Source organism: Rheinheimera sp. (assembly GCF_965283995.1).
Lineage (GTDB): Bacteria > Pseudomonadota > Gammaproteobacteria > Enterobacterales > Alteromonadaceae > Pararheinheimera.
On the sequence record NZ_CBDIQG010000001.1, the window covers coordinates 4,210,205 to 4,226,356 of the forward strand.

Below are 16,152 nucleotides of genomic sequence, written 5' to 3' on the forward strand. Positions count from 1 at the left end.
AAATCTCCGCATGATGAGTCGGTACACTGCAGGTCACAGTGTAGTCTGTGACGACAGTGTAACTGCGCAAAGGCGCTGGTTTTTTGCGCTGGCACAAAGTTATGGCTGAGGAATATGTATGTGAGGCGCCGGATGACCCGGTGCTTGCAGCAACAAGCGCAGTGCCGCGATGGGTCAGTAGCGGCTATCGATCTGTTTTAAGCGCTGGATAAACGCATCGATTTGCTGCTCATTGGCGGCATCAATATGATACTTCTGGTGAAACCCCAAAGTGAGGCTGACGCCATCAGCAAAAAAATACAAATCGTAGCCGTCAAAACCAGTGGCGATTTGCATGCCGGCAAGGGCAAAACCGTTGCCGACCGGTGTTTCAGCCGGTTCACCCTGCTGTTCAATTTTGCTAAAAACTTTCATTAAGAGTTTTGCGTCGATCAAATTTTGCATTTCCAGCATTCCCGAACTAGTGTTTCCGTAACTGAGACTAATCATCTTAGTGCACCCGGCAGAGATCGCCCTGCCAGTGTTCAGATTACGCAGACAATGGATAGTCAGATGCAAGTCACCCAGATTTTGTTTTACCAGAATTTCTCTTCGTAGTGTTGTCTCAAATGTCCTTGTCGTACAAAAAAGCTGCCAAATTTAATGATTGATAGCCCAGCTTAAACGATTTAACAATGTCTCAAATGTTGCTAGTGTCTCAACTGTCCCCTATATTGTCAGTCAGCGATCAGCAACGATCCAGTGAAATTCGTTCCCCCCAAACGAGGTTGAAGTCATGCAGTTACAAAATTTCAGGATAAGTGTGCGACTCACGATAGGTTTTGCTTTTCTCGGGATCTTGTTGTTGATTCAGGGCGCATTTGCCCTATACAGCATGAACTCGATGCACAAAATCACCGAAACAATAGATAAAGTAACTATTCCAAGTCTGGAACATCTGGCCGCATTGAATCTGAATGTGATGCGGATGCGGGTTTTTACGTTGCGCTTACTTATTGCGCAGAACGACAGTGAGCTGCAGGTTGCCAAAGATACAATTAAAGAAATCAATCAGCATATCGCAGATGCCCGCCAGCTTTATGAGCCGTTGATTTCCATTGATGGTGAACAAGCAAGTTATGACCAGTTCGGCAGCGCTTTTTTACGCTACAGCCAGCTGAAATCTGAGGTTGCGACCCTAGTGGACGCTAACCGTCATCAGGAAGCGACCACATTGGCGAACACCAGTTTGGCTGATGCCGCCAATGACATGGCCAAAGCACTTTTGCAGCTAAATGAGATGATCACCAAGCACGCCACGGAGCAGGCCGAATTGTCAGAAGAAAGCTATGGCCACAGCTGGAGTTATGTTATTGGCATTGTCCTGGTGAGTGTAGTGATGGCGGCCGTTGCATCTGTGGTGCTGAGCCGCAGTATTGTGATCCCGGTGCGGCGGGCGTTACGTCTGGCGCAGAAAGTCGCCGGCGGTGATTTAACCCAATCGATTGAAGTCAGCGGCAAAGATGAGATAGCAGAACTGGCCGAATCGATGCGGACCATGCAGCAAAACCTGCGCGAAACCATCCGGCATATTGCGGCGTCGTCGCAAACGCTGGCGTCCGCATCAGAAGAACTCAATACCGTAACCGACAGCGCTGCTGCCGGGATGACGCAGCAAAATGATGAGATCCAGCAAGCGGTTGCAGCCATTACTGAAATGAGTGCAGCGGTGGATGAAGTCGCACAGACGGCCATGGCAACTTCCGAAGCGTCGACCCAGTCTGCTCACAATACACAAGTCAGCAAACAACAAGTCGCACAGACAGTCACGGCCATCAAAGATATCAACAAAGATATGGCGATTAGTGCCGGCCTGGTTGGCGAACTGGCTGAGCAGTCGCAGCATATCGGCAAAGTGCTGGATGTGATCCGGGCTATTGCTGAACAAACTAACTTACTGGCACTGAACGCAGCGATTGAAGCGGCGCGGGCTGGTGACGCCGGACGGGGCTTTGCTGTGGTTGCAGATGAAGTGCGGGCGCTGGCGCATCGCACCCAAAGTTCGACCAAAGAAATCGAACTGATGGTCCAGAACATTCGTGGCGGTACTCAGGCTGCCGTTGCTTCGATGCAACATAGCCGGGACAAAGCTGAGCTGGCTTTAGACCAGGCGAACAAGGCGGGTGATGCCTTGGACATGATTGCCCAGCAAATCAGCCGGATCAGTGACAGCAACCATATTATTGCCAGCGCCGCGGAACAACAATCGAAAGCGGCGCGCGAAGTAGATCGCAACATCATTAATATCAGTGATTTAGCGACACAAAGCGCAGCTGGCGCGCATGAAACCAGCGCGGCCGCGCATGACTTGTCGCGCCTGGCGGTGGACCTCAACGGTCTGGTCGTGCGCTTTATCGTCTAACTGAATACCGCATCAGGTGGCTGCCTGCCAATTTGGCCGCCTGCTGTTAATGCGTTCGCTGATACATCACCGACCGGAAGCTGGGGGGCCGAAGGAAGTCGATGTAGTCGTGACCGGGGCTCCGGGATGGAGCCCCTTTTTTAAGCGAATAATCTAATACTGTGAAGTTGTTTTGGGGATGCATTGAACAACTTTCTACTGATACAACTTATTCCGGTGAGGTAGTCCTATGTTTCGCAACATATTTGGTCGTCAGAAACAACAGGTCGAAGCCCCTTCAGCAACTCTTGAGGATTTGTTTTTTAGCGCCGTTCACCAGGAAGCTCCGATGTGTGTTTTTACGCCGGATGGCCAGTTCGTTGATGCCAATCCGTTGTTTTTAACCATGCTTGGCTACTCCCGCGATGAATTGCTGGGCCAGCATCACCGGGTGTTTTGTGCCGCGGCTGATGTCAGTAAAGCAGAGTACAGCCAATTCTGGCGCCAGCTTGGCCGGGGCATCGCGCAGCCTGGTACCTTCACCAGATATAAAAAAGATGGGCAAGCCATCATGTTGAAAGCAAATTACTTCACCGTCAAAGAGCATGGCAAGGTGCGCTGGGTGGTGAAATTTGCCTCAGATGTAACTGAGGAATATCGTCAGGCAGAAGATCAACAAGCCATCATCAATGCCCTTGATAAATCTCTGGCGGTGATCGAGTTTCAACCAGACGGCACTATTGTCCGCGCCAACAGTAACTTTCTGCACACCGTGCAATACAAGCTACAGGAAATCGTCGGCCAGCATCATCGCATGTTCTGCACCACCGCTGACCTGGCGCACAATGCGAAGTTTTGGGCTGAACTGGCCAGTGGCCAGTTTAAGAGCGGCCGTTTTGAAAGAGTCAACAAAGCCGGTCAAACCATTTGGCTGGAAGCGACTTACAATCCGATCTTTGACGAAAATGGCCGAGTCGTGAAGGTCATTAAGTTTGCCAGCAACATCAGCGACAAAGTAACCCATGAACAAGATGTGCAAAAAGTCGCGAATATGGCGTTGCAGTCGTCAAAACAAACAGTGTCTGTGGCAGAACAAAGCAAAATGCTGTTGCAATCGGTCTTACAGAATTCAGAATCGATTTCGTCAGAGGTGCAGCACGCTTTTGGCTCAATCGCGCAACTTGATACTGAATCTAAAGCGATTTCTGCAATTGTCACCACGATTCGGTCCATCGCTGAACAAACGAATTTACTAGCGCTTAATGCGGCCATTGAAGCGGCCCGGGCAGGGGATCAAGGGCGAGGTTTTGCCGTTGTTGCCGACGAAGTGCGGAATCTGGCCGCGCGGACCAGCGCATCGACTATCGAGATTGAGCGAGTCGTCGAACGCAATATGAAGCTGACACATGACGTGCTCGACAGAATGAAAAATGCCAGTAGTTTTTCCGGAAACGGCTTAACGTTAGTCAATGAAGCCTATGATTCGCAGGAAAAAATTGAATCGGTTGCCAATACGGTTGCGTCGACTATTGCCAATTTGACGCCGGCTGCACAACGTTGATGTCGAGGTCTTTTACTTAAAAATCTCACCGATGGGGTGCAGTTATTTGCGCCCCATCCACAACCAAAAACCAACTAAGACCAGCAACATCGCACTGCCGAGCGTCTCCAGCGTGCTGTTGTGCTGCACCCGTTGCACAGGTACAGGCGCCTCGGTTACAGCGGCTGGCTTGTCCAACTGGACATCCAGTTGCACCGGCATAACATTGGCCGGTGCTGCTACAGTCTCAGCGCAATGTTGTTGCCGTAGTTGCTGAGCGGCGGGGTCTGACTGGCTGAGCTGCGCACAGCGCTCCTCACTCCATTGATCCTCAGTATTGGCCTGCAGAGCAAAACCGGACAGCAGCAACAGGGGAAGCAGAATCAAGCAGATGATGTTACGCATAGGAGCTTGCCTATGGACGACAGAAACATTGGCCAATAGTAGCCGATTTATAGCACCGGCTGCGAGGGGGCGCTTAGCGTTTGTATTGGCTTGGGCAATAGCCGCGGTTGATCTCCGGTGAGCGCAGTGCCAGGTGTTTAGTGCTGCGGCCACTGGTGCGGGCGCGCCATAAGCGGAAACTGCCGGCGTTCAATTCTTTTCGCATCAGCTTGATCAGCTGGTGCTGATTCAGGCCATATAACTGTTCTATTGCCTCAAACGGCGTGCGATCTTCCCACGCCATTTCGATAATGCGGGATAAGTCGGCGGGGCTGAATTCTGTTGGCATCGGCGAATGCTAGTTGGTGACTTGTGCGCTGTGTACGCAGCAGCGACTGGGTTGGACCAATTGCGGGCTTTAGCTGCACCATTGTGCGACAACCGTTGTGCGACAACCGTTGTGCGACAACCGTTGCTCGACAACCGATGGGTTTCGCTTTGCTCTACCCACCCTACGTTTGTCTTTGTTGGGGTAGGGTGCAATGAGCTTGCAAATTGCACCGTGATACCCGTCACGGCTTCAGACAATCTGAACCGAATTTCCACAATTGGCGCAAAACCTTCACCAAATGCTGCACAGCCCTGACGCTATTACGGCAACGGAATAAACTCGGTTTCATCGCCTGGCACGGTCGGGAAATTGCCTTGTTGCCAGTCAGCCTTAGCCTGGTCGATGCGCTCGCGTTTGCTGGAGACAAAATTCCATTCGATAAAGCGTTTTGCCATCGCTTCACCACCAATCAGCGCTATGCGGCTGTCGGTTTTGGCATGAATGGTCACAATGGTGTTGGCATCTAAAACTGCCATCTCGTATTGGTCAATCTGATCGTCACGCAGCTGAATTTGGCCACTGGCGACATACAGCGCGCGCTCCGCTGCTTGTGGCAGCGCCAGACACTGGCCGGCTTTGAGGTGGGCTTCGATATACAGCGTCTGGGCAAATTGTTTCACTCGCGAGGTCTGGCCATAAGCACTACCCATAATGACCCTGACCGATACGCCGTTAACGCTGACCGTCGGGATCTGTGCACTCGGGTAATGATAAAACGCCGGTTCTGTTTCTTCGTCGGCTTCCGGTAACACCAGCCACAGTTGCAGGCCATGCAGCTGATGGTCCACTGCGGTCACTTCCGGTCTTTCCCGCTCGGAATGCACAATGCCTTTACCTGCCACCATCAGATTGATATCGCCGGGGACTATTGGCTGCAGGCTGCCGAGTGAATCGCGGTGCAGAATTTCACCTTCGAACAGGTAAGTCACAGTCGCCAGATTGATATGCGGGTGTGGCCGCACATTGATGCCAGAGCCCGCCGGAAAAAATGCCGGTCCCATGTGATCAAAGAAAATCCAGGGCCCGACCATCTGCTGGCCGGCGACTGGCAACAACCGGCGTACGGAAAAACCACCCAAGTCTTTTTCCCTTGGCCGGATGACTTTTAAAATAGCGCCACAGCCTGGCTCTTCAGTGCAGTCGCCAGAATATTCACCTGCATAGTTACCTGCATAGTTACCTGCATAGTTACCTGAATTCATTGGGGTTAAGTTACTCATTGTTCTACTCCGCTGACTGATAAATGATGGGCCTGACAACAGGCGTGGCTGCTCCGTAACAAGACGGCCAGCAGCGTGCAAAGGGTAATGCACAGCAGCCCGGCAATCGGGCCAAACCCGGTAGCGAACAGGCTGATGGGGGGCAATGCAACGGCAAAGCCAAGCAGTAAATAACGGCTGGCACCACGAAATACAAAACGGTCGCGCACCAGCCAGAGGCCAAACAGGTATAAGGCGACCGGCAATGCCACAGCGCCTGTGGCGATAACATTGCTGATGTGCGCTTTACCAGTCAGCAGGTCAACCTGTACGGCAATGCCGGCGCCGACTGCAGCACCTGCGGCATAAATCAGCAGATGACCATAGCCCCAGGTCAGCGCCATCCGCAGATTTTGTTGCTGCAAATGTTCTTCGCGGGAGAAATACAGCCACCACAAACAAAACAGCAGGATCATCGCCAGCAGCGGCACCAGGCCCAGCGTCAGCAGCGGTAAGAAGCCACTTGTACTTTGCGCCAGCTGTTGCAGCTGACTAATCGCAACAGAGCCAGCTAATAAGGTTTCACCAAGCACGATCAGGTTTAGCAAACCATAGCGTTCCATCATATGGTGGCGGTGCCACGGCGTAATACCCTGACGTTCAGCGATCGCAGGCACCGCCAGTTCCAGCACGGCGCCAAAGGCAAAAAGCAACAATAACACCGGTAAAGACAGCGGTTGCGCCAACATCAGGCCGACCCAATAACACTGCACCAGCACAAGCCCCAGCGCATAGGTCAATGTGGTGCGACGCAGCGCCGGATGATGGCGGGACGCGCGCAGCCACAGCAACACCATACAGAGCCGCATCCAGACAAAGCCCAGCACTATCAGCTGCAGATCTCCCTGCTGGAAAAACGGCGCGATACCGGCTGACATGGTCAATGACCCCATCATCAGGCCCATCGTTAGCACGCGGAAAATCGCATCATCATTGTCATAGGCCGAGGCGAACCAGCTGAAGTTCATCCAGGCCCACCAGATGGCAAAGAATGCCAGCACAAATTTGCCGGCGCCCTCAAGCGCATGACCATGCGCAACAGCATGATGCAACTCGCCGGCGGCAGCGGCGATGGCAATCACTGCCACCAGGTCAAACAACAGTTCTAATGGCGTCGAGGCGCGGTGATGTTCATGTACATCCCGCGGTGGCATCGCGCGGATCCCCTGACTCCAGTATTTATTTAGCCATTGTGTTTGCATCGGCACTTCCTTGGTCACAGCAAAAGAATTTTAAGGCCCCGCAGGCCCGGTTTAAGACTTTAATGCCCCGGCGGTGATCGCCAGGCCACTCAGTAATAACAGCAAATATAACAAGCGGATAAAATACTGTTGTGGCAGGTTGCGCTGCACCCAGACGCCAGCCCGCACGGCGATAAATGCCAGCGGCGTGCAGTACAGAACACGCAGAATATCGGCCGGGTCAAACTGACCGGTCAGCCAGTAAGCCGGTACTTTCAGCAGATTCAACACGGCAAAAAAGACTGCACTGGTGGCGATATAGCTGACCGGCGGCAGTTGGCGGGCCAATAAGTGTAGGGACAACGGCGGGCCACCGGCGTGCAGCAGCGTTGAGCTGACGCCACTGATAAAGCCCAGGCTGATGCCGGCTTTGGCGCCGGCAAACAGGCGTAAATCGGCATTGCCATAAAAATAACGCAGGGCGAACAAGGTCGCACCGATACCGATAAACAGCTGTAATTGCTGGATAGTCACCAGCAATAATACAAAGCTGGCCGCGACGATGCCGATAATGGCCGGCAACAATAAAAACCGCAGGGCAGTCAAATCCCACTTATTCCAGCTACTTTGCAACGTAAATGCATCGCATAAGATCAGCACCGGCAATAGCAGTGCCAATGCCCGGTCAGCCGGAAAAGCCAGTAATAACAACGGCATGGCTAAAAGCCCCAAACTGCCGGCAAAGCTGGTTTTTGAGATGCCGGACAGCATCACCGCACCTGCCAGCGTCAGCCATTGCCACAGATCCATCGTTATTACTCCGTTTTGCGACTACCGGCAGTTCCGGCGTTCAGTGCTGCTTATCCTAACGCATTGCCTGAGGTAAAACTGATGAAAAACCTATGATATTGTTTCGATTTTTTCGCAAAAAGCTGGCTGAGCTGCCTAGCTGAAGACGTAACGTCTTCGATTAGCATTTGTATCACTTGTTATGGCTGTCGGAGGCTTTCTTTTGTCGTTGCAATCTTATATTGTATTACAATATTAATAATGTGAAGTGCTAACAATGGGTGACATCATGCATGCAACAACATCGCCACAGCAGCTGGCGAACACAATCCGCGTACTGGCCGTGGATGCAGTACAACAGGCTAAATCAGGCCACCCAGGCGCGCCAATGGGCATGGCCGATATTGCCACAGTGCTGTGGCGTGACGTGTTAAAACACAACCCGCATGACCCGTCGTGGCCGGATCGCGACCGTTTTGTGCTATCGAACGGTCATGGCTCTATGTTGCTGTATGCGCTGTTGCATCTGACCGGCTATGACCTGCCGATGAGCGAATTGAAACGGTTTCGCCAGTTGCATTCGAAAACTCCGGGCCATCCGGAATATGGCTATACACCGGGCGTTGAAACGACCACAGGCCCGCTGGGCGCCGGGATCGCTAATGCGGTTGGTATGGCCGTTGCGGAAAAGACGCTGGCTGCACAGTTTAATCAGCCCGGTTTTGCACTGATCGATCACTTTACATATTGCTTCCTCGGCGACGGTTGCCTGATGGAAGGGGTGTCGCATGAGGCCTGCTCACTCGCCGGCACGCTGAAGCTGGGGAAACTCATTGCGTTTTGGGATGACAACGGCATTTCGATTGACGGGCATGTCGACGGCTGGTTTACCGACAACACGCCACAGCGGTTTGCGGCTTATGGCTGGCAGGTGATCTCTGCGGTTGACGGCCATGACGCAGCGGCCATTGCGGAAGCGATCCGTCAGGCGCAGGCCAATCCCGATCAACCGACACTGATTTGCTGCAAAACGGTGATTGGCTTTGGTTCGCCGAACAAAGCCGGCAGTCATGATTGTCACGGCGCCCCTTTAGGCGAGGCCGAAGTCGCCGCAGTGCGCGCCCAACTCGGTTGGCCCTGGCCAGCGTTTGAGATCCCGGCCGAGATCGCCGCTGCTTGGGATCAGCGTGCCAAAGGCGTCGCCAAGCAACAAGTCTGGCAACAGCTATGGCAGGACTATCAGGGCCGCTTCCCGCAGCTGGCCGCAGAGTTCAGCCGCCGCGTAATGGATCGGCAGTTACCGCCGCAGTTTGCCGACGTTGCACGCGGCCATATCCTCGATTGTCAGCAGCAGGCACAGACGATGGCGACTCGCAAAGCGTCGCAAAATAGTATTGGCGTGTTTGCCGGGATGATGCCGGAAATTCTCGGCGGTTCGGCCGATTTAGCCGGTTCCAACCTGACTTTATGGCCTGCAGCCAAAGCGCTGCATCAACATGCCGACGGCAACTATCTACATTACGGTGTACGCGAATTCGGTATGAACAGCATCATGAACGGTGTGGCGCTGCATGGTGGTTTCGTGCCTTTTGGCGGCACTTTCCTGATGTTTATGGAATATGGCCGCAATGCTGTGCGGATGGCGGCGCTGATGGGGATCCAGAGTATTTTTGTTTATACCCACGATTCGATTGCGCAGGGTGAGGATGGACCGACGCACCAACCGGTCGAGCAAGTCCCTAACCTCAGATTGACGCCGAACTTATCAACCTGGCGGCCGGCCGATGCCACCGAAACTGCTGTGGCCTGGCAACATGCGCTCGAACGCAAGCATGGCCCGACTGCGCTGGTATTCAGCCGGCAAAATACCGAGGCGGTGGTGCCGAAAGATTTGGATGTCGGTTTGATCCGCCGCGGCGCTTATGTGGTGGCGCAGAGCGGTGAACAGGCAGTTCCGGCATTAATTCTGCTGGCGACCGGCGCCGAAGTAGGGCTGGCGTTACAGGCTTATCAGCAATTGGCTGCAGCGGGGACGGCGGTAAGACTGGTGTCGATGCCAAGCACCGATGTGTTCGATGCTCAGGATGCTGCTTATCAGGCCACGGTGTTGCCGGCAGGCAGCAAAATCCTGGCGATTGAAGCAGCGCATCAGGATTATTGGTACAAATACACCGGCCGCGACGGCGCCATCATCGGCATGCGCAGCTTCGGTGAATCAGCACCAGGCCCGGCGCTGATGCAGCATTTTGGCTTTAGCGTGGAGAATATTGTGGCTGCTGCGCAGCAGTTGCTGGTCTAGCATCTTGCCCTGGCGGGCGGCGGTTTGGGAATCATTTTTTCCTGCTGCCGCTAGTCCGCCTATCAGAGATTTCACCTGACGGTGAGTCACTTCCTTTTGTTTCAGCAAAAGAAAGTAACCAAAGAAAAACCGACCTCGGCTCCGCTCGAAAGCCCGCTGAAAATCAAAAGTTTGAGGCGCTGGGACAACTCGCGCGGTTGGGCGTCACACGACTACCGTCGCCGCACTCAAACACTCCCGGCCGGTCGTCGCACGATTAAAACCTCAAACTATTGATTTGCATCGGCTCGCTTCAACGGGGAATTGGTTCTCTTAGTTGTTTTTGTTTTGGACGAAAGACAATTAAAAGCAAAGCCAACTACTGCAGCATTCTGCTTTAGTTTGTTTCATCGACACCATCTTCAAAACCTTCCCCCCGTTGAAGCGAGCCGGCTGAAAATCGTTGGCCAAGGTTTTAAGAAAATGGGTGTCTGAGCACGGCGACGCTAGCGCCGTGCGAGTTACATTTTCGCCTTGGACAGCGATTTTTCAGACGGGATTTCGAGCGGAATCGGGTAACGCCTTTTCTTTGGTTCCTTTCTTTTGGCAAGACAAAAGAAAGGAACTCACCGTCAGGTGACATCTTTGCTAGACGGTCTCACCGCGAATGTAAAAACGCAAAATAAACCAAGTGCCGACCGCAGGGTAAAGAATCAGCGTCAGCAATAAGTACCTCACCGTCAGGTGAAATCTTTGCTAGGCGATCTAGCGGCTGCAAGCAAAAATGAGTACGTAGAGCAAAGCCGCCCGCAGGGCAAAGCCTGCGTAGCGACAAAGCCAAGCGTAGCGTCAAATCCCCCGCAGAATATCCTCCAGTTTCTGCTGGTCGGCGGCGAACTGGCGGATGCCTTCCTGTAGTTTGTCGCTGGCCATTTGGTCTTCCAGCATTTGCCAACGGAATTGCGCTTCAGTCAAGGTCGACGGAGTCTCTTCAGCCGGGACCTCGGCATGTAACCGGCGCGGCACTGGGCCTGTGCTGTCGGCGAGTTCCTGTAGCAGGGCTGGGCTTATCGTCAACCGATCGCAGCCGGCCAGCTGGCGGATCTCCTCGCTATTGCGAAAACTCGCGCCCATCACGATGGTGGGGTAACGATGGGTTTTAAAATAGTGGTAAACGCGGCGGACAAACTGCACACCGGGATCTTGGTCGCCACTGAAATCTTGCGCCGGTTGCTGCTTTTTGTACCAATCGAGGATCCGGCCAACAAAAGGCGAAATCAGATAACTGCCGGCTTCGGCGCAGGCGCGTGCCTGAGCAAAGCTAAAAATCAGCGTCAGGTTGCAGCGTACGCCTTGCTGCTCCAAAACGCGCGCTGCCTGGATCCCTTCCCAGGTGGCGGCAATTTTAATCAGCACCCGGCTGGTATCTGAGCCTTGTGCCTGATACAGCTCCAGCAGTTGATGCGCTTTTTCAATGGTCGCCATCGTATCAAAAGACAGGCGTGCATCGACTTCAGTGGACACATAACCCGGTACCTGTGCCATCAGCTGCTGGCCAATCAGCACCGCCAGTTTGTCCGCTGCCAGTGTGATGCGTGCATCGCCGTCGGTCGTTGTTGCGGCCCACTGTAAGGCTTCCGCCGCCAGATGGCGGTATTGCGCCTGTTCAATTGTTTTCAGGATCAGCGATGGGTTGGTCGTGGCGTCTTGTGGCTGATACAGCTGAATGGCGGCAAAGTCACCGGTATCGGCGACGACAGTGGTGAACTGCTTTAACTGGCTCAATTGGTCTGACATAACTTCCTCATTTATCATATTTAATTGTGGCAAAACGGCCTGAAAACTCTGTGTTTGAGCGCTACTCCTGCATGGGATGACGCTGATTTCAATGCTGCACACCTTATATTTGCTAAGTCATAACGAAAAAACATCAGTGAAAATCAAAATATATTTTTATATGATCTTTACAGTCATTAAATGGTGATATTATCATACAATTAATGATGTGTGATGTCGATGCTGACAGAGAAAGGTACTTATGTCGCTTTATGTAATTGGGATTGATTATGGCTCGGACTCGGTCCGGGCTTTGCTGGTGGATACCAGCAGCGGCCGCGAATTGGCAAGCGCTGTGGTGCATTACCCGCGCTGGAGTCAGGGCTTGTATTGTGAACCGGGCCGTGACCAGTTCCGTCAGCATCCGCAGGATTATCTGGATAGTCTTGAGCAGGTGTTGCAGGCCTTATGGCAACAAGTGCCGGCCGGCAGCAGCAGTAAAGTGGTGGGTCTCAGTGTGGATACGACCGGATCTACGCCGGTCGCTATTAATAGTGCCGGGGTACCGCTGGCGTTATTGCCGGAATTCGCGCAAAACCCAAATGCGATGTTTGTGCTGTGGAAAGATCACACTGCCGTCGCCGAAGCAGCAGAAATTACTGCGGCGGCGAATGATTATGCTGCTCGCGGTGCCGGACCGAATTATCTGCAGTTTATCGGCGGTATTTATTCATCCGAATGGTACTGGGCCAAAGCGCTGCACGTGTTACGCCAGGACGCTGCTGTGCGGGCTGCGGCTTATAGCTTTGTTGAGCACTGCGACTGGATCACGGCAGTGCTGACCGATACCACAGCTCCCGCTGATTTTGTCATGGGGCGCTGTGCCACCGGCCACAAAATGATGTGGCATCAACGCTGGGGTGGTTTTCCGCCCAATGCATTTTTCACCGGCATTGACCCTGTGCTGGACGGTTTCGCTACCCGGCTGAACGCTGACACCCGTACTTCCGATCAAACGGCCGGCCGTTTATGTGCGGAGTGGGCGCAGCGCCTCGATTTGCCCCGTGGCATCGCCATCGGTTATGGCGCCTTTGACTGCCATATGGGCGCGGTCGCCGCCAATGTGCGGCCTGGCGTGCTGACCAAAGTGATGGGGACGTCCACCTGCGATATTACGGTGGCAAGCCCAGAGCTGCTGGCCGACAAGCCGGTACGCGGGATCTGCGGTCAGGTCGACGGCTCAGTGCTGCCCGGCATGATTGGCCTCGAAGCAGGGCAATCGGCTTTTGGTGATTTATATGCATGGTTTCGCGACCTGCTGAGTTTTCCGCTGCAATTGTTAGGTCAATCTCTGACCCCTGCGGCACTGGAAGCCTTGCAGGCGCAGATCATTCCGGCTTTGTCGCTGGAAGCTGCCAAGCTGACGCCGGGACAAACCGGCATCACCGCGCTGGACTGGGTCAATGGCCGGCGTACGCCGGATGCCAGCCAACGGGTGGCCATGGCCATTAGCGGCCTGAAAATGGGCAGCCAGGCGCCGCACATGTTCCGCGCTTTGGTCGAGGCCACCGCCTACGGTTCCCGCGCTATTACCGAACGTTTCCGTGAACAGGGCGTGCCGGTCGATTCCATTGTCGTTATTGGTGGCATCTCGAAAAAATCGCCACTGGTGATGCAGATTTGTGCCGATGTCTGGAACTGCGAGATCGCCGTGCTCGACAGTGAACAAAGCTGTGCGTTGGGCGCTGCCATCTTTGCCGCAGTGGCTGGCGGCGTGTTCCCTACTGTTGCAGCAGCGCAGGCCGTCATGGCCTCACCGGTGTGTCAGACCTATCAGCCTAACGCAGTCAATGCCGCAGTTTATGACCGTTTATACAAACAATATCAGCAGCTTGGCGATTTTGTGAATACCAGTGTTGCCGTGGAAAGTCAGGGGGCTGTATGAGCTATACCGAATTAAAACGCGAAGTATTTGAGGCCAATTTAGAGCTGCAAAAACGCGGACTGGTGATGTACACCTTCGGCAATGTGTCGCAAGTCGACCGTGCCAAAGGCGTCATCGCCATTAAACCCAGCGGTGTGGCTTATGAAGACATGCGCGCCGATGACATGGTGATTGTCGATTTGGATAATCAGATTGTTGAAGGCACTTTGCGGCCATCCTCTGATACCAAAACCCATACCCATTTATACCGCCACTTCGCCACGATTGGCGGCGTGACTCATACCCATTCCACCCATGCGACCGCCTGGGCACAGGCCAAGTTAGCCATTCCGTGCCTCGGCACTACCCACGCCGATTTTGTTTATGGCGAAGTGCCTTGTACCGCTGAGATGAGTGCGGAGCAAGTGGCACGCGACTACGAAGAAGAAACCGGCGTGCAAATCGTGCGCGCCTTCGCCGACCGGGACCCGCTGGCGGCGCCGATGGTGGTTGTCGCCGGTCATGCGCCTTTTACCTGGGGCAAAGATGCAGCGAAATCCGTCTATCACGCAGTGATCCTCGAGGAAATTGCGCGGATGGCTTTTTTAACCCGCACGCTGGCGCCACAGGGCGATCTGTTAGCGCGTTCGGTGATGGACAAACACTATTTCCGTAAACACGGCAAAAACGCTTATTACGGTCAGGCTTGAGCCGGCCGCAGCCAAGAGGAATTTGAAGATGATGAGTAACAAAGAAGTCTGGTTCGTCACCGGTTCACAACATTTATATGGCCCTAAAGTGCTGCAAACCGTGGCGCAGGATAGCGAAATTATCGTCGCTGGCCTCAATCAAAGCGGCAAACTGCCGGTGCGGTTGGTCGTCAAGCCAACAGTGAAAAGCCCGGAAGAGATTTTCGCCGTGTGCCAGCAAGCCAATGCCAATCCTGATTGTGTCGGTCTGGTGCTGTGGATGCACACCTTCTCACCGGCCAAAATGTGGATCGCTGGCCTCAATGAGCTGCGCAAGCCGTTCCTGCATTTACACACTCAGTTCAATGCCGAGCTGCCATGGGCTGAGATCAACATGAACTATATGAACACGCACCAGAGCGCCCATGGTTGCCGTGAGTTTGGCTTTATCGGCACCCGGATGCGCAAAGAACGCAAAGTGGTGGTGGGTCACTGGCAAAATCCGACCGTGGTGCAGGAACTGGACGACTGGTGCCGGGCTGCACTGGGCTGGGCGGAAAGCCGCTCGCTGAAAATCGCCCGCTTTGGCGACAATATGCGTCAGGTGGCCGTGACCGAAGGCGACAAAGTCGCAGCGCAAATTCAGTTTGGTTATGAAGTGCATGCTTACAGCCTGGCCGATTTGGTGGCTGTGGTCGACGCCGTGTCTGACAGTGACATCATCAGCCAGCTCGACTTGTACCGGCAGGATTATGAGATTGCGCCGGCCGTATTTACTGATGATTACGCGCTGCAGATGCTGAAAAACGAAGCGCGGCTCGAACTGGGCATGCGCACTTTCCTGGAAAAAGGCGGTTTTAAAGCCTTTACCAACTGCTTTGAAAACCTGGCGGGTTTAACCGGTTTACCGGGGCTAGCTACGCAGCGTCTGATGGCTCAGGGTTATGGTTACGGCGCCGAAGGCGACTGGAAAACCTCGGCCATGGTACGCATCATGAAAGTGATGGGGCAGGGCCGCGCCGGTGGTTGTTCTTTTATGGAAGACTACACCTATAACTTTGGCAGCCGCGACCAGGTATTGGGTGCGCATATGCTGGAAGTATGCCCGTCCATTGCTGCCGCCAAACCACGGCTGGAAGTGCATCGCCATACTATCGGCGTGAAATGTGACGTTGCCCGTTTGCTGTTTAGTGCAGCGCCAGGCCCGGCGATTAACGTCTCGCCGATTGATTTAGGCAACCGCTTCCGTATTCTGATCAATGAAGTGGACACCGTTGTGCCACCGGCAGGCACACCAGAGTTGCCAGTGGCGTCTGCTTTATGGGAACCTAAGCCAAACTTAAGCGTGGCGGCTGCGGCCTGGATCCACGCGGGTGGCGCACACCATACCGTGTTTAGCCAGGCGGTGACGACGGACATGGTGGTCGATTTTGCCGAAATGGCCGGCGTGGAAACGGTGATCATCGATGATGCCACTAATATCCGTCAGCTGAAAAACGAATTGCGGCAGAGCTCTGCTTATTATTTCCTGAAACAAGGACTGTAATAGTCTGCGGCATTG

13 protein-coding genes are annotated in these 16,152 nt (G+C 53.8%); 6 read left to right on the top strand and 7 right to left on the bottom strand.

The features are described from left to right. Positions 1-174: 174 nt before the first annotated feature. Positions 175-444, bottom strand: coding sequence for a DUF3081 family protein (locus ACQ66Q_RS18680; protein WP_430458162.1), 270 nt, complete (start codon positions 442-444; stop codon positions 175-177). 331 nt (positions 445-775) lie between these two features. Between ACQ66Q_RS18680 and ACQ66Q_RS18685 the strand changes: the two genes are divergently transcribed. Next, entirely contained in the window at positions 776-2,401 is a 1,626-nt protein-coding gene (locus ACQ66Q_RS18685) for a methyl-accepting chemotaxis protein (protein ID WP_430458163.1), read from the top strand. Positions 2,402-2,630: 229 nt separating this feature from the next. Further along, positions 2,631-3,941: a methyl-accepting chemotaxis protein gene (locus ACQ66Q_RS18690; protein ID WP_430458164.1), complete on the top strand. Its 1,311-nt coding sequence runs from the start codon at positions 2,631-2,633 to the stop codon at positions 3,939-3,941. Between the two features lie 42 nt (positions 3,942-3,983). Here the strand turns inward: ACQ66Q_RS18690 and ACQ66Q_RS18695 are convergent, their stop codons facing one another. The 5 genes from ACQ66Q_RS18695 to ACQ66Q_RS18715 form a co-directional block, all read right to left on the bottom strand. Further along, positions 3,984-4,325 carry a hypothetical protein gene (locus ACQ66Q_RS18695; protein WP_430458165.1) on the bottom strand — a complete coding sequence of 114 codons (342 nt, stop codon included), beginning with the start codon at positions 4,323-4,325 and terminating at the stop codon, positions 3,984-3,986. 73 nt (positions 4,326-4,398) lie between these two features. Next, positions 4,399-4,653 carry a TIGR03643 family protein gene (locus ACQ66Q_RS18700; protein ID WP_430458166.1) on the bottom strand — a complete coding sequence of 85 codons (255 nt, stop codon included), beginning with the start codon at positions 4,651-4,653 and terminating at the stop codon, positions 4,399-4,401. 302 nt (positions 4,654-4,955) lie between these two features. After that, on the bottom strand, positions 4,956-5,915 hold the full coding sequence (locus ACQ66Q_RS18705) for a pirin family protein (RefSeq protein ID WP_430458167.1): 960 nt from the start codon (positions 5,913-5,915) through the stop codon (positions 4,956-4,958). Next, positions 5,912-7,156 carry a low temperature requirement protein A gene (locus ACQ66Q_RS18710; RefSeq protein ID WP_430458168.1) on the bottom strand — a complete coding sequence of 415 codons (1,245 nt, stop codon included), beginning with the start codon at positions 7,154-7,156 and terminating at the stop codon, positions 5,912-5,914. Before ACQ66Q_RS18710 ends, ACQ66Q_RS18705 begins: the two co-directional genes overlap by 4 nt. Before the next feature lie 51 nt (positions 7,157-7,207). Continuing rightward, positions 7,208-7,945, bottom strand: coding sequence for a sulfite exporter TauE/SafE family protein (locus ACQ66Q_RS18715; protein ID WP_430458169.1), 738 nt, complete (start codon positions 7,943-7,945; stop codon positions 7,208-7,210). 268 nt (positions 7,946-8,213) lie between these two features. On the opposite strand from ACQ66Q_RS18715, the gene tkt reads away from it, so the two are divergent. Then, positions 8,214-10,223 (top strand): transketolase, encoded by a 2,010-nt coding sequence (gene tkt, locus ACQ66Q_RS18720; RefSeq protein ID WP_430458170.1) that lies wholly within the window; start codon positions 8,214-8,216, stop codon positions 10,221-10,223. An 828-nt stretch (positions 10,224-11,051) separates the two neighbouring features. Here tkt and tal read toward each other — a convergent pair. Next, the gene (tal, locus tag ACQ66Q_RS18725; protein WP_430458171.1) at positions 11,052-11,999 is read right to left on the bottom strand and encodes a transaldolase; all 948 of its coding nucleotides are present in this window, start codon (positions 11,997-11,999) and stop codon (positions 11,052-11,054) included. A gap of 241 nt (positions 12,000-12,240) precedes the next feature. On the opposite strand from tal, the gene ACQ66Q_RS18730 reads away from it, so the two are divergent. From ACQ66Q_RS18730 to araA, 3 genes are read left to right on the top strand one after another with little or no spacing between them, the layout of a single operon-like run. Further along, positions 12,241-13,923 carry a ribulokinase gene (locus ACQ66Q_RS18730; RefSeq protein WP_430458172.1) on the top strand — a complete coding sequence of 561 codons (1,683 nt, stop codon included), beginning with the start codon at positions 12,241-12,243 and terminating at the stop codon, positions 13,921-13,923. After that, positions 13,920-14,612: an L-ribulose-5-phosphate 4-epimerase gene (locus tag ACQ66Q_RS18735; protein WP_430458173.1), complete on the top strand. Its 693-nt coding sequence runs from the start codon at positions 13,920-13,922 to the stop codon at positions 14,610-14,612. The genes ACQ66Q_RS18730 and ACQ66Q_RS18735 overlap by 4 nt, the downstream gene beginning before the upstream one ends. 28 nt (positions 14,613-14,640) lie before the next feature. Beyond that, entirely contained in the window at positions 14,641-16,137 is a 1,497-nt protein-coding gene (araA, locus tag ACQ66Q_RS18740) for an L-arabinose isomerase (protein ID WP_377240517.1), read from the top strand. Positions 16,138-16,152 lie beyond the last annotated feature (15 nt).

What these genes read in the sequence shown, in the direction of transcription:
- ACQ66Q_RS18690 (WP_430458164.1), top strand. Translation starts at nt 2,631, where the DNA reads ATGTTTCGCAACATATTTGGTCGTCAGAAACAACAGGTCGAAGCCCCT.
- ACQ66Q_RS18710 (WP_430458168.1), bottom strand. Translation starts at nt 7,156, where the DNA reads ATGCAAACACAATGGCTAAATAAATACTGGAGTCAGGGGATCCGCGCG.
- ACQ66Q_RS18685 (WP_430458163.1), top strand. Translation starts at nt 776, where the DNA reads ATGCAGTTACAAAATTTCAGGATAAGTGTGCGACTCACGATAGGTTTT.
- tal (WP_430458171.1), bottom strand. Translation starts at nt 11,999, where the DNA reads ATGTCAGACCAATTGAGCCAGTTAAAGCAGTTCACCACTGTCGTCGCC.
- ACQ66Q_RS18715 (WP_430458169.1), bottom strand. Translation starts at nt 7,945, where the DNA reads ATGGATCTGTGGCAATGGCTGACGCTGGCAGGTGCGGTGATGCTGTCC.
- ACQ66Q_RS18695 (WP_430458165.1), bottom strand. Translation starts at nt 4,325, where the DNA reads ATGCGTAACATCATCTGCTTGATTCTGCTTCCCCTGTTGCTGCTGTCC.
- ACQ66Q_RS18705 (WP_430458167.1), bottom strand. Translation starts at nt 5,915, where the DNA reads ATGAGTAACTTAACCCCAATGAATTCAGGTAACTATGCAGGTAACTAT.
- ACQ66Q_RS18700 (WP_430458166.1), bottom strand. Translation starts at nt 4,653, where the DNA reads ATGCCAACAGAATTCAGCCCCGCCGACTTATCCCGCATTATCGAAATG.
- ACQ66Q_RS18730 (WP_430458172.1), top strand. Translation starts at nt 12,241, where the DNA reads ATGTCGCTTTATGTAATTGGGATTGATTATGGCTCGGACTCGGTCCGG.
- ACQ66Q_RS18680 (WP_430458162.1), bottom strand. Translation starts at nt 444, where the DNA reads ATGCAAAATTTGATCGACGCAAAACTCTTAATGAAAGTTTTTAGCAAA.
- ACQ66Q_RS18735 (WP_430458173.1), top strand. Translation starts at nt 13,920, where the DNA reads ATGAGCTATACCGAATTAAAACGCGAAGTATTTGAGGCCAATTTAGAG.
- tkt (WP_430458170.1), top strand. Translation starts at nt 8,214, where the DNA reads ATGCATGCAACAACATCGCCACAGCAGCTGGCGAACACAATCCGCGTA.
- araA (WP_377240517.1), top strand. Translation starts at nt 14,641, where the DNA reads ATGATGAGTAACAAAGAAGTCTGGTTCGTCACCGGTTCACAACATTTA.